The sequence below is a fragment of the Streptomyces sp. 11-1-2 genome (assembly GCF_003595545.1).
In the GTDB taxonomy this organism is placed as follows: Bacteria; Actinomycetota; Actinomycetes; order Streptomycetales; family Streptomycetaceae; genus Streptomyces; species Streptomyces hygroscopicus_B.
The window spans coordinates 1,977,166-1,997,832 of the sequence record NZ_CP022545.1; the positions used below are offsets into that span (position 1 = coordinate 1,977,166).

At 69.9% G+C, this 20,667-nt stretch carries 20 protein-coding genes; 10 read left to right on the forward strand and 10 right to left on the reverse strand.

All coding sequences use genetic code 11. From position 1 onward, the window contains the following. Positions 1–111: 111 nt before the first annotated feature. A complete protein-coding gene (locus tag CGL27_RS49875; protein ID WP_162952908.1) occupies positions 112–567 on the reverse strand; it encodes a hypothetical protein in 456 nt (151 codons plus the stop codon). Next, a complete protein-coding gene (locus tag CGL27_RS51610) occupies positions 560–1,135 on the reverse strand; it encodes a hypothetical protein (RefSeq protein WP_240451078.1) in 576 nt (191 codons plus the stop codon). The genes CGL27_RS49875 and CGL27_RS51610 overlap by 8 nt, the downstream gene beginning before the upstream one ends. 257 nt (positions 1,136–1,392) lie before the next feature. On the opposite strand from CGL27_RS51610, the gene CGL27_RS07960 reads away from it, so the two are divergent. Both CGL27_RS07960 and CGL27_RS07965 read left to right on the forward strand, forming a co-directional pair. Beyond that, positions 1,393–2,178, forward strand: coding sequence for a cyclase family protein (locus tag CGL27_RS07960; RefSeq protein WP_119985553.1), 786 nt, complete (start codon positions 1,393–1,395; stop codon positions 2,176–2,178). Beyond that, positions 2,175–3,815: a thiamine pyrophosphate-binding protein gene (locus CGL27_RS07965; RefSeq protein WP_119985555.1), complete on the forward strand. Its 1,641-nt coding sequence runs from the start codon at positions 2,175–2,177 to the stop codon at positions 3,813–3,815. The genes CGL27_RS07960 and CGL27_RS07965 overlap by 4 nt, the downstream gene beginning before the upstream one ends. A gap of 41 nt (positions 3,816–3,856) precedes the next feature. On the opposite strand, the gene CGL27_RS07970 is transcribed toward CGL27_RS07965, so the two are convergent. The 3 genes from CGL27_RS07970 to CGL27_RS07980 all read right to left on the reverse strand — a co-directional run bounded on the left by CGL27_RS07970 (position 3,857) and on the right by CGL27_RS07980 (position 6,820). After that, positions 3,857–4,096: a DUF6411 family protein gene (locus CGL27_RS07970; protein WP_119985557.1), complete on the reverse strand. Its 240-nt coding sequence runs from the start codon at positions 4,094–4,096 to the stop codon at positions 3,857–3,859. 132 nt (positions 4,097–4,228) lie between these two features. Beyond that, the gene (locus CGL27_RS07975; protein ID WP_119985559.1) at positions 4,229–5,344 is read right to left on the reverse strand and encodes an AI-2E family transporter; all 1,116 of its coding nucleotides are present in this window, start codon (positions 5,342–5,344) and stop codon (positions 4,229–4,231) included. Positions 5,345–5,698: 354 nt separating this feature from the next. Beyond that, positions 5,699–6,820: an ABC transporter substrate-binding protein gene (locus CGL27_RS07980; RefSeq protein WP_119985561.1), complete on the reverse strand. Its 1,122-nt coding sequence runs from the start codon at positions 6,818–6,820 to the stop codon at positions 5,699–5,701. A 176-nt stretch (positions 6,821–6,996) separates the two neighbouring features. Between CGL27_RS07980 and CGL27_RS07985 the strand changes: the two genes are divergently transcribed. From CGL27_RS07985 to CGL27_RS07995, 3 genes are all read left to right on the forward strand, one after another. Beyond that, entirely contained in the window at positions 6,997–7,611 is a 615-nt protein-coding gene (locus CGL27_RS07985) for a dihydrofolate reductase family protein (protein ID WP_119985563.1), read from the forward strand. 248 nt (positions 7,612–7,859) lie between these two features. Next, positions 7,860–8,612: a dienelactone hydrolase family protein gene (locus tag CGL27_RS07990; RefSeq protein WP_119985565.1), complete on the forward strand. Its 753-nt coding sequence runs from the start codon at positions 7,860–7,862 to the stop codon at positions 8,610–8,612. Positions 8,613–8,780: 168 nt separating this feature from the next. Continuing rightward, complete coding sequence (locus CGL27_RS07995; RefSeq protein WP_119985567.1) at positions 8,781–10,928, forward strand: hypothetical protein; 2,148 nt, start codon at positions 8,781–8,783, stop codon at positions 10,926–10,928. A 118-nt stretch (positions 10,929–11,046) separates the two neighbouring features. Here CGL27_RS07995 and CGL27_RS08000 read toward each other — a convergent pair whose 3' ends face one another. Beyond that, on the reverse strand, positions 11,047–11,979 hold the full coding sequence (locus CGL27_RS08000) for an NADP-dependent oxidoreductase (RefSeq protein WP_119985569.1): 933 nt from the start codon (positions 11,977–11,979) through the stop codon (positions 11,047–11,049). Positions 11,980–12,071: 92 nt separating this feature from the next. Beyond that, complete coding sequence (locus CGL27_RS08005; RefSeq protein WP_205587639.1) at positions 12,072–12,950, reverse strand: class III extradiol ring-cleavage dioxygenase; 879 nt, start codon at positions 12,948–12,950, stop codon at positions 12,072–12,074. A gap of 154 nt (positions 12,951–13,104) precedes the next feature. On the opposite strand from CGL27_RS08005, the gene CGL27_RS08010 reads away from it, so the two are divergent. The 5 genes from CGL27_RS08010 to CGL27_RS08030 all read left to right on the forward strand — a co-directional run bounded on the left by CGL27_RS08010 (position 13,105) and on the right by CGL27_RS08030 (position 17,031). Then, complete coding sequence (locus tag CGL27_RS08010) at positions 13,105–13,578, forward strand: MarR family transcriptional regulator (RefSeq protein WP_119985573.1); 474 nt, start codon at positions 13,105–13,107, stop codon at positions 13,576–13,578. A gap of 153 nt (positions 13,579–13,731) precedes the next feature. Next, a complete protein-coding gene (locus CGL27_RS49880; protein WP_162952909.1) occupies positions 13,732–14,580 on the forward strand; it encodes a hypothetical protein in 849 nt (282 codons plus the stop codon). Next, the gene (locus CGL27_RS08020) at positions 14,577–15,329 is read left to right on the forward strand and encodes an aldolase/citrate lyase family protein (RefSeq protein ID WP_162952910.1); all 753 of its coding nucleotides are present in this window, start codon (positions 14,577–14,579) and stop codon (positions 15,327–15,329) included. The genes CGL27_RS49880 and CGL27_RS08020 overlap by 4 nt, the downstream gene beginning before the upstream one ends. Next, positions 15,326–15,784, forward strand: coding sequence for a nuclear transport factor 2 family protein (locus tag CGL27_RS08025; protein WP_119985578.1), 459 nt, complete (start codon positions 15,326–15,328; stop codon positions 15,782–15,784). The genes CGL27_RS08020 and CGL27_RS08025 overlap by 4 nt, the downstream gene beginning before the upstream one ends. An 8-nt stretch (positions 15,785–15,792) precedes the next feature. Then, a complete protein-coding gene (locus CGL27_RS08030) occupies positions 15,793–17,031 on the forward strand; it encodes a DUF3500 domain-containing protein (protein WP_119985580.1) in 1,239 nt (412 codons plus the stop codon). Positions 17,032–17,110: 79 nt separating this feature from the next. On the opposite strand, the gene CGL27_RS08035 is transcribed toward CGL27_RS08030, so the two are convergent. From CGL27_RS08035 to CGL27_RS08045, 3 genes are all read right to left on the reverse strand, one after another. Then, positions 17,111–18,325 carry an acyl-CoA dehydrogenase family protein gene (locus CGL27_RS08035; protein ID WP_119985582.1) on the reverse strand — a complete coding sequence of 405 codons (1,215 nt, stop codon included), beginning with the start codon at positions 18,323–18,325 and terminating at the stop codon, positions 17,111–17,113. A 65-nt stretch (positions 18,326–18,390) separates the two neighbouring features. Further along, the gene (locus CGL27_RS08040; protein WP_078645088.1) at positions 18,391–18,882 is read right to left on the reverse strand and encodes a flavin reductase family protein; all 492 of its coding nucleotides are present in this window, start codon (positions 18,880–18,882) and stop codon (positions 18,391–18,393) included. Positions 18,883–19,101: 219 nt separating this feature from the next. Further along, positions 19,102–20,469, reverse strand: coding sequence for a helix-turn-helix domain-containing protein (locus CGL27_RS08045; protein ID WP_119985584.1), 1,368 nt, complete (start codon positions 20,467–20,469; stop codon positions 19,102–19,104). Positions 20,470–20,667 lie beyond the last annotated feature (198 nt).

The window sequence follows — 20,667 nt, forward strand, 5'->3', positions numbered from 1 at the left end:
CTGGCAACGCCCCCCATACCAGCGCGCCCCGGTGAAACCCGGGTGTGGCCTCGGCCGTCAGCGGGCCAGTGCCTTGGGTGAGGGCTTCGGCCAAGGTGTCCAGGAACTCGCTCAGGGATCCGTACCCGGGGGAGGCGAGCGATCCCGACGGCGGCTCACCGCCGGCCTGGCTGAAGGTGTTGCGAGGCGACCTCCGGCGTCGACTGCCAGGCCGCCCCACGGGGTGACAGAGTAGTCGGTGGCGGCGAACGGAACCCAGGCATCCCAGAATTGCTCGGCGTTCCCTGCGCTGTCCCGAACTGCTGCGATCCCCTCCAGCGGCAGCAGATAATGCTGAGCAAGGAACAGGCACGGGCCGTACTCGTCGGGGTCGCGACCCAAGGCTGAAGCATCGACCGTTCCGTCGCATAGCGTCACCAGGTCTGGGGGCAGGCCCATCCCCAGCTTGTCCTCGGTGGATCGAACGTCGGCCACCGTAGCGCCCGGCCATAAGGTGGCGCGCGAGCCGGGCGCGTGCACCGCCAGCCAGCCGGTGATGGCGGTCCAGGCGGGCAGAACGTCACTCATCATGTCCTTCGTTGCGGTAGGCGAGGACGGAGGCACGCCCACCCGATATCCACCAGGTGAGCTCGACACGTTCAGCCGGTCGTCGTGTCGTCACCGCCTCCCAGTCTTCGGCTTCCGCGAGTTCACGCGCAATCGTGACGATCAGCTGATGCCGGTGGGTGCGTTCGCGTTCATCGGTGCTCGTTGTTGGCGAACGCGACGATGTCTTAGCAACGCTAGACATACTGCCGAGACTAGATCCTATCGTCGCTGTCATCGAGGGGGAAGCAATCTGATGCCCATCAATGTCGCCAACGTGCTCGCCGGTCTGATCGGCGCAGGCATCATCTTCGTGGGCGCGCGGGCCTTTTGGGTACCGCAGGCCGCCGTCCACTTCGGCATACCCGGCATGCCGACCGAGGACCGGAACTTCCAGGCTTGGCTGACTGTCAAGGCCGTGCGCGACATAGCCTCGAGGGTCTTCCTCTTCATCCTGCTGGCTGGAGCGACATCCCACTTGTTGGGTTGGTTCATGCTGGGCCGCCACCGGCATGCCCGTCGGCGACGCGCTGATCGTGCGGCGCAGCAACGGGCCCAAGGCTGCCGCCTACGGCATCCATGGGGGCACAGCCGTGGTGATGCTGGCGATCAGCATGCTCCTGCTCGTCGCGTAACCGCGTGCGGCGTCACCAGGGAACCGGCGGCGGCTTCCGCGTCGCCTGATGCCCCAGTGATGATCACTCGGGTAGAGTCCCTGCACACCTGCGGACCCCGCCAGGCCCCTACGACCTGCAGTGACGCATTGACGAACGGCACACGATCAACCCTCATGTGCAGGAGGCCGTCATGTCCCCTCAATCCGTCCTCGCCGCCCTGACAACCGGGTTGCGAAGTGGTGCGATCGAAGTCGTCGACCTCACCTCGCCCCTGTCGTCCTCCACACCGGTGATCCAGCTGCCCCCCGAGTTCGGCCAGACCGCGATGTTCGAACTGGAGGAGATCAGCAGGTACGACGACCGGGGACCGGCCTGGTACTGGAACAACTTCCGCAGTGGTGAGCACACGGGCACGCACTTCGACGCGCCGAACCACTGGGTCACCGGGAAGGACCTCACCGACGTGGCGTCGGTTCCGGCAGGGCGGCTGATCGCACCGGCGGCCGTGCTGGACTTCTCCGCCGAGGCGGAGGCGGACCCCGACTTCCTCGTCGAGGTGGACCATGTGAAGGCATGGGAGGCCGAGAACGAGCCGCTGCCCGAGGGCGGCTGGCTGCTGGTGCGTACCGGCTGGGACGCCCGTTCGCACGCGCAGGAGCCGTTCCTCAACGCCGACGCGAGCGGTCCGCACACCCCTGGCCTGGCACCGCAATGCGCTCGGTGGGTGGCGGAGGAGTCGCCGGTGATCGGCCTCGGTGTCGAAACGGTGGGCACCGACGCCGGACAAGCACCTTCGTTCGATCCGGCCTTCCCGTGTCATTCCTATCTCATGGGCAGTGACAAGTACGGGCTGACGCAGTTGCGGAATCTCTCGGCGCTGCCCCCGACCGGCGCCGTCATCATCGCGGGGCCGTTGCCCATCGTCACCGGATCCGGGGCTCCCGCGCGGGTGCTCGCGCTGGTGGAGCGCCCATGAAGGTCGCGGAAGCCGTCGGCCGGGCGTTGTCCGCGGCAGGTGTCGACCATGTATTCGGCGTGGTCGGCTCGGGCAACTTCCATCTGACCAATGCCATGGTGGCGGCGGGTTCCCGGTTCGTCGCCGCACGCCATGAGGGCGGCGCGGCCACGATGGCGGATGCCTACGCGCGGATGAGCGGCACAGTGGCCGCGCTGACCGTGCATCAGGGGTGCGGACTGACGAACGCCATCACCGGTATCGGCGAGGCGGCCAAGAGCCGTACGCCGCTCCTCGTGCTGGCGGCCGAGGCGACCGAGCCGAGGTCCAACTTCTCCGTCGACCAAGAGGCGCTGGCGCATGCGGTGGGCGCGGTCACCGCGCGTGTGACGTCGGCGGAGGACGCGGTCGAGCAGGCATGCACCGCGGTGCGACGCGCCCTGCACGAACGGCGCACCGTGCTGCTCAACCTCCCGTTGGACGTGCAGGCCCTGGACGCACCCGACGACGCACCGGCCCTGGCCGCGCCGCCGCCGGAACGGACCGGGGTCGAGCCGGTACCGGCCGACGTGGCGGCGCTGGCGCAGGTGCTCGAGCGGTCACGACGTGCGGTCTTCGTGGCCGGCCGGGGATCGCGTACGCTCGGCGCCCGAGATGCCCTCACGGCGCTCGCCGAGCGCCACGGTGCGCTGCTGGCCACGTCGGCCGTCGCCCGCGGACTGTTCCACGACGACCCGTGGTCGCTCGACGTGTCCGGCGGCTTCTCGTCCCCCCTGACGGCAGAGCTGATCCAGGGGGCGGATCTGATCGTGGGCTGGGGCTGCGCGCTGAACATGTGGACGATGCGGCACGGTCGACTGATCGGTCCGGACACGACCGTCGTCCAGGTCGACGACGACGCCTCGGCGCTCGGTGTGCACCGGGAGGTGCACCTCGGCGTCACCGGCGATGTGGAACTCACGGCGCGGCAGGTGCTCGATACGCCCGGACGGCAACGGGAGGGTTACCGGACCGCCGACATCGGGGCGGCCATCGCCACACGGGTGCGGTGGCGGGATGTGCCGTACGAGGACGAGGGCAGCCGTGAACGGATCGATCCGAGGACGCTGAGCATCGCGCTCGACGACATCCTCCCCGCCGAGCGGGTGATGGGCGTGGACTCCGGAAACTTCATGGGCTACCCGACCATGTATCTGTCCGTGCCGGACCACAACGGCCTGTGCTTCACCCAGGCGTTCCAGTCGATCGGCCTGGGCCTTGCGACGGCCATCGGCGCGGCGCTGGCGCGGCCGGACCGGCTGCCCGTGGCCGCGCTCGGCGACGGCGGCGCGCTGATGAGCGCCGCCGAACTCGACACCGTACGCCGTCTCGGGCTGCCGATGGTGGTCGTCGTCTACAACGACGACGCCTACGGAGCGGAGGTGCACCACTTCAAGCCCGGCGGATATCCGCTCGACACGGTCGAGTTCCCGCCGACGGACATCGCCGCCGTGGCGCGAGGCTACGGCTTCGAGGCGGTGACCGTACGCACGCCCGCGGACCTCAAGGCCGTCGAGGACTGGGTCGCCGGACCACGATCCGCGCCACTCCTCATCGATGCCAAGGTGGTCGGCGACCATGGGGCCTGGTGGCTGGAGGAGGCGTTCCGCGGCCACTGAGCCATCGGGACCCTATGACTTCCCGCTCCCGTGACTTCTGGCTAGAACGGCATACGGCCTCGGGCCCGCCGACCGGCGGAGCCGCTGCGGCCGACCGCCTTGGAGCTGCTGCGGAAGGGCTTGCTGAGGATCCGCCCCAGGATGCCGGGGGCCTTGCCACCGGCGCGTGATCCGGCTCCCAGGGTGCGCTGGGTGCCCCGTTCGGGGTGCCGGGACAGGCGCGGGAGCAGGAAGGCCAGCACGGCCAGTAGGACGCAGATGCCAACAATGCCGAAGATCATGGTGAAGTACTCCTCATACGAAGTGAGCCTGCCGAGTACCCCGCCCGATCGACCGCATTCACCACCGCTCGGACGGCAGCGCCCGATGCGCTTTCGGTGTCGGCGCCGACTGTCGGCGCCGACACCGAGGGTCTACGACACGACAGCGCCACCGGCGTGTTGCTCGTTGTTCTCCAGCTCCTCCGGCGGGTGGCTGAGCTGCTCGCGCAGGTAGTTCCAGACCACCGCGATCAGCGCGGCGACCGGTACGGCGAGCAGACTGCCCACGATCCCGGCCAGGCTGCTGCCCAACGTCACCGCGAGCAGGATGACTGCCGCGTGCAGGCCGAGCCCGCGGCTTTGGATCATGGGCTGGAACACATTGCCTTCCAACTGCTGCACCACGATGATGATGGCGAGGGCGATCAGTGCGTCCGTCGAGCCGTTGGACACCAACGCGATGAGCACCGCGACCGCACCCGCGAACAAGGCCCCCACAATGGGCACGAACGCGCAGATGAAGGTCAGGACCGCCAGCGGCAGCACCAGCGGTACTCCCAGGGCCCACAGACCGAGTCCGATGAGGACGGCGTCGAGCAGGCCGACCAACGCCTGGGAACGCACGAAGGCGCCCAGAGTGTCCCAACCGCGCGCGGCCACCACGGGGATGTCGGTGGCGAGCCGGCCGGGCAGTTGGCGGGCGAGCCACGGCAGGAACCGCGGGCCGTCCTTGAGGAAGAAGAACATCAAGAAGAGCGCGAGGACGGCGGTGACCACACCATCGATCACGGTGCTCACCCCCGTGACGATAGTGGTGACCAAGCTGCCGGCACTGCTCTGCAGCCGGTCGGCCGCGGTGTCGGTGGCCTTGGTGATCTGGTCATCGCTGATGTTCAGCGGTGGCCCGGCGGCCCATTCACGCACCTGTTGGATGCCTTCGGTCACACGGTCGGTCAGTTCGCCGGACTGGGACGCCACCGGCACCGCGATCAGCGCCACGATGCCCGTGACGACCAGGAGGAACAACACGGTCACGACCGAGGCGGCCAGCGCGGGCGGCCACCCGAACCCACGCAGAAAACGGGCCAGGGGCCAGGTCAGCGTCGTAAGGAGCAGTCCGACGACGAGTGGCCAGACCACCGACCACATCTGGCCCAGGCCCCACAGGACCACCGTGGTCATGACGAGGACCAGAAGCAACTCAAGGGAGACACGCGCCGATTGGCGGAGCGCGACGCGGGTTTTCGCTGAACTCAACGTGGGAGGCATGAGGTCACCCGTACCCCATGGCTATTGCCGCTGTCCAGGCGCACCCTCGCCGGGAAGCCACGCCGCCGCTGTCCGCGAGGGCTGACGGCCGGTGATCTTCTCCGGGTCTCGGAGGCGGTGAGCGTATTGCACGCCTGCCCATGACCGGAGTTGACGCCGGGCCAGGTGGCGGCGGATTGGCGGATACGGGTCTCGACGGTGCCGTAGCAGGTCTCTAACTGGCCGCTGCCGCAGGCGACTTGGGCGATGTGCAGGGTGCCGTGAGCGATGGTGGCGGGGTCCGATCCCACCCCGCCTGCCCGATCGTCCGGATATCACCTGGCCAACAGGTCAGTCGGGCCTCTCCGTGGCCTCTCAGCCGGCGTGGCGGATCCGAAAGCGCTCGGGGTCCGCCGGATCCCGGTCAACGACCTGGACGGGCGCCCAAGTCCATTGCCACACGCTGATGCCCGGCGTACGGGAGAACTGGATCCGCCCGCGGGTGCCCTCGACTGCGACCCGCGGCCAGGCTTCGGCAATGCGCGCCCGGTCCACGCCGTGAGAGCGCAGCACATCGGCGAGTACGGCGACCGTGTCGTAGCCCTCGAAGGCGACGAAGGAGGGCGCTTCGGCCAGCCGCTCGCGGAGGGCCGCCTCGACTCGTGCACCGAGTGGGCTGAGGCGCTCGGGCAGGTAGCGCAAGAACGGGATCGCGGCGCTGTCGTCGCCCAGCAACCTCGCCCATTCGGCGAACTCCGGTTGCCCGGCCGGAGCACCCATCATCACGTTGGCGAGGCGCTCGTCGCGGCGGACAGCCTTGACGATCGACACTGCCGGCTCCGGGTGGCCGACCAGGAGAAGGAGGGCCGTCGCGCGATGGTCGACGAGTTCGTCGCACACCGCCGTGGGGGTGAGCGCACTCATGTCGAGTTCGATGACGGTGCCGTCGCGTGGCGCGAGGTGGTCCCGCAGAATGCGGGTCCCGGATGCCCAGTAGACGCTCGGCTGGGCCGCTACGGCGATACGGCTGTGGCCCGCGCCGAGGAGGAAGTCCGCGTAGATCTGCCAGCCGTGGGACTGCGCCGGGGCGAGGCGCGCGACCCATTCCGTCGGCTGTTCGGTGAGCGCGTCGAGAACCGCTGACGAGCAGAGGAACGGCAGGCCGAGGGCGTCGGCCCGGGCGGCAGCGGCGCGAGCGACGACGCTGTGATACTCCCCCGCCACGGCGGCCACGCCCAGGCGAGCCAATTCGTCGACGGCCGCCGCGGCCCTCTGTGGATCAGCCGCGGTGTCCCGGACCACCAGCTCGAGTGGTCTTCCGGCGATCCCGCCGCCGTCATTGACTTCGCGAACGGCCAACTCAAGCCCAGCGAGCAAGTGTTGGCCTGCCTCGACCCAGCCAGGCCGAGTCAGCGGAACGAGAGCGCCTATCTGGACGGCTGACCCGTCAGTCCGCTCCGCTCCGGACGGCGATGGTGGTGATGGTGGCGTATTCATGTGTCGGCGTCTCCCGAGCGACGATGCGGTTGCGGTTGCGGTTGCGGTTGCGGTTGCGGTTGCGGTTGCGGTTGCCAGGATCGCAGAGTGATCGTCAGTGGCGCCGAGAGCGGCCCGAGAGAGGAGGCTCCACGCCTGAGCGATGAGTTCGGGTGGCCGATCGAGTCTGCCCTGACATGACTCGAATCATCGCTGACATCTCGGTCTCCCTCGACGGCTTCGTCACCGGGCCCGACCCCGGCCCGGACAACGGTCTGGGCACCGGCGGCGAGGCCCTGCACACCTGGGCGTTCTCCGAGGCCCCCGACGACCGCCGGATCCTGCGCGAGGCCACCGCCCGCTCGGGCGCCGTCGTCCTCGGCCGCCGGCTCTTCGACATCGTCGACGGCCCGAACGGCTGGGACGACACGACCGGCTACGGCGCCCGCGAGGTCGGCAAGCCCGCGTTCATCGTCGTGACGAGCTCACCGCCGGAGTCGGTACGCCTCACCGGCCTCGACTGGACGTTCGTCACCACCGGTCTGGCCGACGCCGTCACCGCCGCGCGCGAACGCGCCGAGACGGCGTCGTCCGACAGCGGCAAGGACCTCGACGCCATCCTCATGGGCGGCGGCGCCACGGTCGGCTCGGCGCTCGCCGCCGGCCTGGTCGACGAGCTGACGCTGCACCTCGCGCCCGTCGTACTGGGCGCCGGAACGCCACTGTTCACCGGCGGAGCGCCACGCACACTGGTGCAGCGGAGCGTGACCTCGACATCGACGGTGACGCACCTGACCTACGACGTCCTCTGACAACGTCGTAGTGGAACGTCACGTCGAGCCATAAACGCTGGCGTCGGCTTTGTCCCGTGGACTACGTTGTGGGCATGAATCCCGGGACGGCATCGCGCCACGCACGGATTGGTGACCCGGTGCTCTCCTGAGCGCCGTACGGGCCGGTGCGGGCCCGCTCTTCGATCGAGGATCTTGCACTGCCGCGCGGGCTCCGCCTCCGTCGTGTTGATCACAGCTTCGGCACATCAACCACGACAGGAGCATTCATGCCCACCAAGACGCTGCGGATTCCCACCGCGGACGGCCAGGCCGACGCCTTCGCCGCCTTCCCCGACCGGGGCGGGCGGCACCCGGGGGTGCTGATGTACTCGGACGCCTTCGGAGTGCGGCCCGTACTGCAGGAGATGGCCCGCGAACTGGCCGGACACGGCTACTACGTGCTCGTCCCCAACTTCTACTACCGGCACGGCCCGGCACCGGTGATCGAACTTCCCGAGCACATCGGAGAGGAGACCCGGCCCGCGGTCATCGGCCGGCTGATGCCCTTGCTCGAGGCACACATCACCACCGAACGTGTGCTGCGCGACGCCGACGCCTACCTCACCTTCCTCACCACCCGGCCGGAGGTCAGCGCCGGACCGGTCGCCGTGACCGGCTACTGCATCGGCACCCTCCTGGCACTGCGCACCGCGGCGGCCCACCCCGGCCAGGTGGCCGCCGTCGCCGGATTCCATCCCGGTTTCGTGGTCACCGACGCGCCCGACAGCCCACACCGCCTCGTGCCCGAGCTCAGCGCCGAAGTCCATCTCGGCCTCGCCGAAGGCGACTTGTCGCCCGAGATCATCAGTGAGCTCTACCAGGCCCTGGATGCCGCGGGTGTCGGCCACACCTGCGAGATCTACCCCGACACCATTCACGGCTTCACCATGTCCGACACCGATGCCTTTGACGCCGCCGGGCTGAAGCGCCACTGGGACCGCCTGCTCTCACTCCTGAACCGCACCCTGGCCACCGGCTGAGGCTCCGGCAGGCACGTGTCAGTCGGCCTGGGCGAGTTGGTTCAGGGGGTGGGAGCCGTCCAGAAGAGCGCGCGGAGTCGCGTCCCGGATGACTCCCTGTTGTGAAAATGCGGGGACACGGGCCGGACGACTCTGCCAGCCTGCAGAGATGATGATGAAGGAGGTCTCGTGAGCGACGGCGAGAAGTCCCGCCTCGGCGAGTTCAGCGCCCGGCTGGAGAGCGACGACATCGACGTCGTCCGCGAGGCCCTGGACAGTTACCAGTCGGCGCAGGCGGACACCCGGTGGGGTGTGGACAACCCCTACTGGCCGCTGGCCAACGAGGTGCGCTTCGCCGCCCGGGACCTCCTCAGGCAACCTCCGTCCGGCCGCAGCCACTCGAGCGCTCTCACCGTGCTGTGGCATCTCGCCGAGGAGGAGGACGCGGACTTGATCGCCGACGCCCTCGAAGGCGCCCCGGACGCCGAGGTGCGGGAGATGGCGCTTCTCGCGGCCGGCACCGCCCTCGCGGAGGGTGAGGAGCCAAACCGGCGGCTGCTGGCGCTGATCACCGCCATGGTGCTGGACGAGGGCCTCGCCGTGCAGGATCGCAGGGACGCCATGCAGGCCCTGGACGATGTGGATCTCCCGGAAGTCGAGGACCTCATCGTCCGTCTCACCGAGTCGTCCGAACTGGAACTCCAGGTGTACGCGGCGGGTTGCCTCGCGACGCCCCTGCGGCTCCGCGTCCACCGCGACCGCGTCACACGGCTCGCGAAGTCCTGGCCGAAGGAGGCGGGTTGGGAGGCCGAGCACATTCGTCGCCAAGCGCTCGAAGGCTTCCACAGCACCTACTGGAAGGACACCGAGCTGGACGATCCGGTGCTCCGGAAGGCTCATGACGAGCTGATGTTCCCGCTCAGCGACGAGGGATGCCTGCGGGCGTTCGCCACCCTGCTGCGCAGCGAGGACCCGGTCGCCGTGGGCATCGCGATCGACCATTACGAGTCCTCGGAGGGGCTGCGCCATGTCCTGGAGGACGAGGAACGTGCCGAGGCCCACCTGCCCGAGGTGCTGGCCCGCGCTCGTGAGGTGCTCCGGCGGCCGATGTCTCCCGCCGAGGTGAGCGCCCTGAACATGATCGGGGCGCGGCACACCGAGCCCGGCGACGCCGCGCTCCTGTTGGACGTTCTCCTGCGCGCCGACTCCGACGCGGTGCGCAAGGAGGCCGTCTGGATGGCTTACGGCGTGCTCGACGAGGCCGAGGTGAAGGACGAGCGGCTCGTCGCCGCCCTGGGCGACCTGGTCTTCGACCCGTCCGTCGGCTTCTACGGCACGAAGGAGACGGCGATCCGCGTCCTGGCCGACAGCCTCGGCGCGGACGCGGACGGCATTCTCCTCCGGGCGCTCCGCGAGGGCGAGCCGAAGGTGCAGGCCCACGCGGCGTATTACCTGGTCAGGACGGGAGGCGTGGATCGGCACCGCGCCATCATGGAGGAGGTCGCCGAGAGCTGGGGCGACCGGCCTCCGCACCGCCCCTGGGGCCAGGACCCCGTTGAGCTGATCTTCGGCAAACCGCACAGCGTCCACTGGGAGGGACACCGGCTGGCGGATCCGGGGCTGTATCGCGCCCACAAGAGGCTGCGGGCTCCCACGGTGGACGAGTCGTATCACCGGGCGCTTCGCACGTTGCTCGAAAGCGACGACCAGGCGGCCGTGGGCATCGCCCTCGACCACTGGTGGAGTCCCGACGGCGCCGTGAAGCGGGGCGGCGAGGAAGCGCGTGAACCGGAGAGGTCACTCGTCCTCGATCGCATCCGGGAGGTGCTGCGGCAGCCTCCCTCACCGGCCGGGCTCAGCCGCACGTACGGGCTCGAGGCCATGCACCTCACCGCACTGTCGGCGCTGGACGTCGTGGCAGCGGAAGAGCCGTCCCTGCTGGCCGAGGTCGTGGAGGCCGCCGCGAGCGATCACATGCGCGAACGGGTTCTCCATGTGGTGGAAGCGGTGTTCAGGGACGCGGAGGACACTGACCTACGGATCGTCGAGGTGCTGGGGAAGGTCGCCTGCGACCCGAACGTGCCGTTGAACGACCGCGTCAGGGCACTGGAACTGCTGGACGAGTCTCCGGGGACCAACTCCGTGGAGGCGCTCGTTCGGGCGACGCGCTGCCCCGAGATAGAGGTTCAAGCGGCTGCGGCGTGGGGGCTGATGTGGGAAGGGGTCATCGAGGACCATCGCCCTCTGCTCGAGGAGCTGAGCGCGAGCTGGCCCGTGGAGGACGCCCCGTGGGAGGTCACGCGGGTGCGGGAGTCGCTCAACGCCGCAGAGGAGTGAGGCGAGCCGCGTGGCCGCCACCGGCGTGGTCACGATCTCGGCGGCAATTCGGTCGATATGAGGGCCGGGACGCCGGTCGGCCGGAGAGCGAACGGCGGGCGTCCCGGCCGGTGTGCGATCAGGGAGCGATCAGGACGGTCTTGCCGGGCAGTCGTCCGGCCGCCGAGTCCTCATGCACGGCACGCGAATCGGCCACCGGGCGGCGGTCGGCGATGTGGATGCGGAGCCGACCGTCATCGACCCTCGCCACCAGTTCGGTCAACTGGGCGGCGTCGCTGCGGACCCACAGGCCGGCCGTGCGTACCGAGCGGGCGGGGTCCTCCGGTATCGGGCCCGCTGTGCTGGCTGCTACGCCGCCGTCGGCGACGTAGCGCGACAGCTGCGCGGCCTCGTCCTCGGTGCCGCGCACATGGTTCAGCAGAACCTCGAAGGGGCCACCCACCGCGGCGGGGCCCGCGGCGAGATCGAGACGGCCGACGACCTGGGCGCCGTAGCCCTGAAGGCGCTCGGCGTGCCGCGGACTGGCCGCCGCGGTCACCTGCGCTCCCGCGTCGACGGCAAGCTGAACCGCGAGACTGCCCACCGCACCCCCTGCCCCGTTGACCAGAACGGTCTGCCCGGGCTTCAGTTCGGCGAGCTCGAACAACACCTGCCAGGCCGACAGGCCAGTAAGGGGCAGCGCCGCGGCGTCGATCAGGTCGATCGACCGGGGCGCCGCGACCAGGGCCTCGGCCGGGGCAAGCACGTACTCGGCGGCCGCGCCCTCGGCGTCGAGGGGCAGCATGGCCACGACCCGGTCGCCGACCGCCACGCCCGACACTCCCGCGCCGAGTTCGGCGACGGTGCCCGCCAGGTCGATCCCGGGCACGTGCGGGAGAGCGATGGGCAACATCGCGTTCAGGGCTCCGGCGCGGATGTGGTCGTCGACCGGGTTGAACGACGTGGCCGCCACCCGCACCAGCACCTGCCCGGTGTCGGGTACCGGACGCTCGATGTCCTCGTAGCGCAGGGCCTCGCTGCTGCCGAAGTCGTGGTAGCGCACTGCCTTCATGGCACTTCCTTTTGTGTGTGTCGGTGTGTTCGGTGTGTTCGGTGTGTTCGGTGTGTGCGGGGCTGTTGCTCGTTCGTGGGCACCCGCCGTCGTCAATTCATCCGCACCGACCGCGTGGAGTTGCCCATCACCATGCGGTCGATGGCGCTCACGGCGCTCCCGGGATCTGAGGCGGCGCCGACGGTGAGCAGCAGCGGAACAAAGTGCTCGGCCGTCGGGTGGGCGACCTCGGCACCGGGCGCCTTGCCGCGGTAGTCGGCGAGTGCGTCGACGTCGGCTCTGGCGAGAGCGTCGACGGCCCATTCGTCGAATGCCGCCGTCTCTGCGGCGAGTTCGGGGTGGCGGAAGACGGCGAAGCTGTGCGTCATGAAGCCCGAGCCGACAATGAGGACGCCTTCTTCGCGCAGAGGCCGCAGGCGCGCACCGAGTTCCAGCAGAGCGTCAGGTTCGAGACTGGGCATCGAGAGCTGTACGACCGGGATGTCGGCCGCGGGATACATGGCCATGAGGGGGATGAAGGCGCCGTGGTCGAGGCCGCGGTCGGTGAATTCGTGCACGGTGGTCCGGCTCAGCGTGCCGGTGAGCCGCCGCGCCAGGTCAGTGGCGTCGGGCGTCGCGTAGGGAAGCGTCCTGTAACGGGAGTGGAAGCCGCTGAAGTCGTAGTACAGCGGCGTACCTGCCGCGGTTCCGGAGAGGGCGGCCGGTGCGTTTTCCCAGTGCGCCGAGATGACCACGACGGCCTTGGGCTTGGGCATCGACTGGGCCCAGTCGAAGAGGTCGCCGAGCCATTGCGGATCGTCGAGGGTGAACGGGGCCCCGTGGCTGACGAAGAGGCTGGGAAGGGGTCCGTCGGACTCACTCCACACACGCTGTGCGCGCGCCTGTGGCAGGACCCGGGCGAGGAGATCGTCGTACGCCCCGGCCGGCGGGTGCGACCGCAAGAAAGAACTCAGGCCGTTCGTGGCGGGCATCGATACCGGCTCCTTCACAGTCGTCGTGGTCATTCCGAAAGCCGTCACCGGTTCCGAAGCCGCCCGTTTGACTTGCCCAGGCAAGTCAAACGTAACCCCGATTGAGTTGCCCAGGCAAGTCATCCGAGTTGCCTGGGCAAGTAGGATGTGGGGCATGGACACTTCGTCAGCCTGGCTCGACGACGAACAGCAAGACCTGTGGCAGGCCCTGCTCACCGTCGTCATCGCACTTCCGGCGGCCCTCGACCGTCAGCTGCAACGAGATGCGGGCATCTCCAACTTCGAGTACGGCGTTCTGGCCCGGCTGTCCATGACCGACGAGGCCACGATGCGACTCAGCGACCTGGCCCGGGACTGCAACAGCACGCAGCCTCGCCTGTCGAAGGTGATGGACCGCTTCGAAACCCGCGACTGGGTCGTCCGCCGACCCGACCCCACCGACGGCCGATACACCCTCGCCACACTGACCGACGCCGGCCGGCAGAAGGTCGTCGCGAGCGCACCGGAACATGTCGCGCAGGTGAAGCGACTCGTGTTCGATCCGCTCAGCGCCGCTCAACGCCGCCACCTCAGCGCCGCGCTCACCCGCATCGCCGCCACCGTGCGCCAAGAACTCGATGGCGGGTGAGCCTCGTCCGATGCCCTGACGCTGTCGTTCTGACGCCGTCGTTCCATGGATGGTTCGGCTCAGCCGATCGGTGCGCTCGGAAACTCGCGATTGTTCCTCCGCCGAGCCGACAGGAAGCTGATGGCATCCAAGCGGTTTCCCAGGAGAGGCCCGATGACCATCGCTGCAATCGTAGGAACTTCCGTCGTCGACGAGATCTCCGAGCGTGCCCCGGACCTGATCTCCGCCGGTGGCAGCCGTACGTGGTCGGTATGCGCCCGCAACTTCGTCGTAGCGATCACCGAGCTCGAAGCGGGTGACCGCCTCACCGAGCACAACGTGCCCGACGAGTACCTGCTGCTCGTCCAGGACGACGCGGTGGTGGGCGTGGAGCACGACGGCCGGGCCCTGGTGTCCGTGCCCGAGCCCGCGCTCGTCGTCGTACCGGCCGGGCCGAGCACGCTGCACGCGGCGTCATCGACCACGGTGGCGCGGGTGTTCACCGCCCGTTGCGACGAGCAGATGAGACGGGCCGTCAACCATGCTGCCGGGGCCGACCCGCGACCCGCACCGCTGCCGGAGCCCATCGAGGCGGGCGGCGACGGGATCCGGATACACCGCCTGCGGGACATCCCCGACGAGGACGGACGCCTCGGCCGGATCTTCCGGACGGCTTCGCTGATGGTGAACTGGTTTCCGGTGCACGAGGGGCCACGCGACCCCGAACGGCTCTCGCCCCATTCCCACGAGGACTTCGAGCAGATGTCGGTGACCCTCGTCGGGAACTACGCCCATCACCTCCGGGTCCCGTGGACCCCCCGGATGAGTGAGTGGCGCGACGATGAGCACGTCGAGGTCGGCAGTCCCTCGATGACTCTGATCCCGCCGACCGTCGTGCACACCACCCGCGCCGTGGGCGCGGGCCCGCACACGCTCATCGACGTCTTCGCACCACCGCGCGAGGACTTCCTCGCGAAGGGCTGGGTGCTCAACGCCGACGAATACCAGGGATCCCGGCCGTGAGGGGCGATGCGTTCCCCCGGCTCGGCGCCTGGGTCAAGCTCCCCGCACCGGAGAGCGTCGAGCTGCTCGCACTCGCCGGGTTCGACTTCGTCGTGATCGACGCCGAGCACGGCGCGATCGACACCCGCACGATATCGACCATGATCGGGCTGGCCCGTGGCTGCGGGCTCTCGCCCTTCGTCCGGGTCGCCGGTACCGCGCCACGCGATGTCCAGGTCCCGCTCGACGCGGGTGCGGCCGGTCTGTTCGTCCCGCAGGTCGACGACGCCTCCCGGGCGCGGGACGCCGTACGAGCGACACGGTTCCCTCCGCTCGGACGACGCGGGGCCAGCACCTCCGGACGGGCCGGCCGGTGGGGGCTCGAGGCCCTCGGTGACTATCTGCGGTCCGGCAATGAGGAGGTCCGCCTCGTGGTCCAGGCCGAGAGCGCCGGAGCCCTCTCGGCGATCGTCGAGATCGGTGAGGTCTCCGGCGTCGACGCGGTCTTCATCGGCCCGACCGATCTCGCGGTCTCCGGCCAGTTCGGGGAGGGTGACGGCAGGCCGGCAGACCTCGTCGCGGCGGCCGAACGGCGCTGTGCCGACCACCGCATCACCCTGGGGACCACGGCCTCGGGCAACGCGTCGGAACTGCTGGATCGTCGTGGGTACGACTTCCTCGTCCTGGGGGCCGACACCACGATGCTGCGCCAGGGCGCACACGCGTTGGTGCGCGGTGCGCGTACCGCCGCGCCGGGAGCCGGCCGATGACCCTCGCCCTCCTGCACACCGAACTGTCCATGCTGGTGACGGCGTTGTGGTACGAGATCGATCACGGCGACGGCTCGGCAGCCGCCGGTTTCTTCACCCCCGACGCCGAGCTGACGTTCTCGCGCCGGACCTTCCGCGGCACCGACGAGATCAACGGCGTGTACCGCGACCGCACCGCACGGGGACCGCGGGTATCGCGTCATCTGATGTCCAACTTCCATGTCCTGCGGCACGGGAGCGAGCGCGTCGAGGCCGTGTCCGCCCTGGTGCTCCACGCGCAGGACGGAACGCCACCCGTACCGACGACCGTGCCGGTGCTGGTCGCCGACGTGTACGACCGCTTCGTCCGGGTCGGCGAAGCGGATGGCGAAGCTCGCCGCTGGCTCATCGCCTCCCGGCGGATCGAGAACCGCTTCCTCATGCCGGGCGACGTCCTCGCTGTTCCCACCGAGTAAGGAGACCGATGTCTCACCAGCGGCATCCGGAAGATTTCCCCCTGCCGACCACCCGGGGCGATCTGCCCATCGTCGACTCCCACCTCTTCGACGATCTGCTCCCCCCGGAGGCGGCCTTCGAGCTGACCGCCGGTCTACGCCGGCACCGCGAGCCCTTCGTCGGCATCACCGAGGACGGCACCCCGCGCCCGGGCCTCTACCGGCTGAATGACGCGGGGACATCCCCGAAAGCCGCCGTCGTGGCGGCCCTGGCCTACCTCGACGGGCTGGCGCCCCACCAGAGGGTGGTCGCCGCCCTGCCCATGGACGCCCCGGAGTGGCGGCTGTGGACGAACGCGATCCCCACATGGCACCCGAAGGGCATGCGCCTGGAACGGCTCGCCGACGGCGACCGCGACCGCGCACTCGCCGTCATCGAGGCCAGTCTCAGCCCCACCGGCTACGCCCAGGTGCGAGCGGTGATGGCGCTCAACGAGAACCTGGGCGAGCTCATCGACGACTACCGGGACACCCTCACGGAGTTCGCCTACTGGTTCACCGTCTTCGGGTCCCCCTCGGGCGACGCCCCCTGGGGATGGCAGCTGATGGGCCATCACGTGGATGTGCACTGCGTCTTCGTCGGAGGACAGGTGATTCTCGCCCCGGTGTTCCTCGGTGCCGAGCCGACGACCGGAACGGGGCGGTTCGAGGGCGTCCACGCCCTGGGCGACGAGACCGAGGTCGCCCTGGCGTTCCGCCGCACTCTGGACCCGGGCCGGCAGGAGGAGTTCCTGATGGGGCCGTCGCTGCGGGCCGAGGACCTGCCGCCCGAGCTCGCGGGCCCGTGGAACGGACGGCATCTCGCCGGCGCGGGCAGCGACAACCTCGTCCTGCCTCCCGAGGGGATCGTCGCGGCGAGCCTGCCGACGGACCAGCGTGACGGTCTGGTGGAGCTGATCCGGGTCTATCTCGACCGCCTCCCGCCGCCACAGGCCGAGCGCACCCTGGCGCTCGTCCGTGAGCACTTCGACGAGACACGGTTCGCCTGGCGCGGCGGCCACGACGACGAGTGCGCCTTCTACTACCGGATCCACTCCCCCGTACTCCTGGTCGAGTACGACAACCATCCCGGTGTCTTCCTCACCAATCCGGAGCCCGCCCGCTACCACGTCCACACCATCGTGCGGGCGCCCAACGGCAACGACTACGGACGTGATCTCCTCGCCCAGCACTACCGACTGCATCACGGAGGTCATGGAGTCGGCTGACATCGCACCTCGAGCAGGGTTGTGCTTCGTCGTCCACGGGAGCGTCGACGCCCTCGTAGAAGGGACGACGATCCTCGTCCTACACCATCACGGACACCGTGCCCCGGATGCCGAACAGCGACTTCCCGTAGATCTCGGCGGCCACTTCGGGGTTGAGGACGGCGTGCCGGCTCCCGGTCTCGATGTCGCGCCAGATGCGCTGCAGCGGGTTGGACTCGCCGAAGCTCGAAGCGCCCTGGGCCGAGCACACGATGCGGACCGCCTCACGCGCGTGGACCGCCGCCATTCCCGCGTCCATCCGCATCCGTGCCCGGGCATCGTAATCGGGGAACACCCCGGCCCGCGCGGCCTCGTCGATGTCGGCGGCGGCGCGGTAGGCGTGCAGTTGGGCGGAGTCGGCGAGCGACGCGGCCTTCGCGGCGGCGAGTTGGATGGTGGGTGCCTCGGCCTGGGAGGCGTAGCTCGTGAGGGTCAGCGCTCGCCGCGGGGCCTTCTCCAGCAGGAGATCGACAGCGGCCGCGGCCAGCCCGAGCTGGGGCCCGGTCAATACGAGCGCGGCGGTCGGCACGAACGGTGCCCGGTAGAGCGCCTCGTCGGTGAAGGGTGTGGCGTAGCGGCCCTCGACGGCGTCGGGGACGGAGTGGAAGCGGTGTGCGGGCACGAAGAGGTCCTCGCCGACGAGGGTGTTCGACGCGGTTCCACGCATGCCCGCCACGAACCAGGTGTCCTCGATGGTCAGCTCCGTCATCGGCGCCAGCACGATGCCGACGGCGTCCGACGTGCCCTCGGCGTCCGGCCGGGTGACCCCGAGGACCGCCCAGTCGGCGTGGGCGCACCCGGAGGCCGGGGCCCAGCGCCCGCTCACCCGGTACCCGCCCTCGACCACGCGCGCGGTACCCGAGGGGGTCACGACACCGGCGACTCGGGCGTCGGGGGTCTGGGCCCATACGTCGTCCTGGGCCTGGGCCGGGAAGAGCCCGACGAACCACGCGTTGGCGTTGAGCAGTGAGGTCAGCCAGGCGGTGGAGCCACAGGCCCGCCCGACCTCGCGGCTGACCTCCAGCAGGGTGCGGTAGTCGGTCTGCAGACCGCCGTAACGGGCGGGTCGCATCAGCGAGAGCAGGCCGGCCTCGGCCAGGGCGCCGATGTTCTCGGCGGGAACCATGCGCTCGCGGTCGGTCCGATCGGCGCCCGCGGCGATCGGCGGTCGCAGGGTGGCGGCGCGCTCGACGAGCTCGGACCGCAGGTCACGTGCGGTGTCGGTGGTGCGGGGAACGTCCAGGGTGATGGTCATCGTCGTCATTTCGGTGTCGGGGATTGGGTGGGCACGGGTCGTACGGGTCGTATGGGTCGTACGGCTCAGCTCGCGACAGCGAGAGGGGTGTGGGTGCCGAAGACCCGGCGTGCGTAGGTCAGCGGGGCCGCAGGGGTCGGCTCGGCCTCCTCGACGCCGACGACGAGCAGGATGTGGTCACCGCCGTCCACGTGGCGTTCGACGCGTCCCGCCGTCCAGCCCGCGGACTCGGGCAGGTAGGGCAGTCCGGCGCGGAGGGTCCAGGTGACGCCGTCGAACTTCGAGCCCGATCCCCTCCGGCGGGCGAATGCCGACGCCAGTTCCCGCTGGTGGGCGCCGAGGATGTTCACTCCCACCCGGTCACCCGGCTGGAGGTGGGGCAGCAGCCGCGAGGAGCGGTCCAGTGCGAAGCTCACGAGCGGAGGGTCGAGTGAGAGCGAGGCAAGGCTCGACACGGTGGTGCCGTGCGGTCGTCCGTCGGCGGTCGTCGCCGTCACCACGGTGACCGGCGAGCACACCCCGCTCATCAGCTCGACGAAAGTCTCTCGGTTGATCATCGGGCGCCTCCCGTAGGCATGGGTTGGTCTGTCGGGATGCGTGGTGTTGTGTGGCCCCGCGTCCGACATCACACAGTGAACTCCGGCTCCCGGGGCGGGCGCTTGGTCTGTCGGCTCAGGATTCCGGTCGCCAATTGGTCTGCGGCACCGGTCTGTTGGTCTGCCGCACCGGTCCGTTGATCTGCCGCACCGGTCCGGGCCGCGACCGGCGCTCCGGGATCACCGCTCTGTCACGTCGCGGGGCAGGAGGACCGCGTCCCCCAGTTCCTCGGCGAGCGCCAGGGCGGTGTGGAGGGCGAAGCGGCGGTCGTCGAGGCCGTGTCCCAGCACCTCCTGGGCCCGCTTCACGCGGTAGGTCACGGTCCCCCTGGCCACGTGCAGGCGCCGGGCGACATCCACGAGGCTCCGCTCGGCGCCGATGTAGTGGTACAGCGTGGTCCGCAGCGCCTCCATCGACGCGCCGCGGGTGGCGAGCCCGCCGAGCTCACGTCGTACGAAGTCACCGGCCGCGTCGAGATCGGTGGCCAACAGCGCGATGGCGGCCACGTCGGCGTAGGCGGTCGCATGCCTCGACACCCGCCCGGCCTCGCGCCGCAGTCGCTCGACCCGCTCCCCGCGCTGGGCCTCGCGGTGGGAGCGACGGAAGCCTTCGACGCCGCCGCCCGGGGTCCCGAAGGCCGCCTGCGTCCGCTGCCGGGACAGTGCTTCCGCGATGGTCTCCCACGAACCGGTCCGGCGTGTGCCGTCCGAAGGCACCGTGCCGTCCGAAGGCACCGTGCCCCACGCCCACAACCGCCCCGAGGCCACGGGTACGACCAGCGTCGTGGTGGCGCCCCGGGCCCGGAGCGCCTCGGTGGCCGCCGCTTGCAGTGTGGAGCTGCCGTTCGGCGCGTCCGACCACACCACCACCGCCTCGTGGGTCCGCCGCAGGTCATAGCCGAGGACACGCGACGCCTTGCCGACGTCCGTCGTCGTGGCATCACTCAGCAGGGAACGCACGATGTCGGCCCGTGCCGCGGCCGCGCTGGTGCTCCACACCTCGTGTTCCACGAGGTAGGCGCGGATCATGGTGTCGGAGAGGTCATCGACGTAGGAGAACAGCTCGCGGGAGATCGCCGTGACCTCATCGACCGCCACCTCCGCGTCGACCAGCCCGGCACAGGCCCGAAGGAACGCCTCGGTCGTCGCCGCATGCCCGACCCGGACGCCGTGCAACACCCGCTCGAGCGGTACGGCACGGTGAACGAACTCGTGGATGCCCTCAAGGATCGCCTCATCGGTGGGCGGGGCCGCTGCCGGGCCGTCCACCAGAGTGAACAGCGCCCGCAGGGTGGTCGCTTCATTGCCTCGGCGGAGCAGCTCGACCGCGGCCGGGCTACCGCCGAGGGCCGGCACCTCGCCGACGATCCGCCGCACCACCACGGAATTCAGCTCGATCGCCCAGCGCACGGGGTCCGCGCCGACGCGCGCGACGGCGTCCTCGACGACCGCGCGCGGGCTTGCCGCTCGGTCCAGGTCGACCTCACCCCGCGGGCCCAGCCGCGCGATCCAGGCCCGTCCCGGCCGCCGCCCACCGGTCTCGGTCACACTGTCTCCCTCGGCTACGGCGCCGCGACGGGGTCATCGATCCCGGTCGCGGTGATCGGATGTGACGCCATACTCGGTCCAAGGCGAGGGACTGATCAACCGCGGGTTGCCGAAGCCATCGTTCGGCGAATCCGAACGATGTGGTAGAAGAGTCTGGCTACTCGTCGTGGTGCGAACACTATGGAGTTCGAACGATAT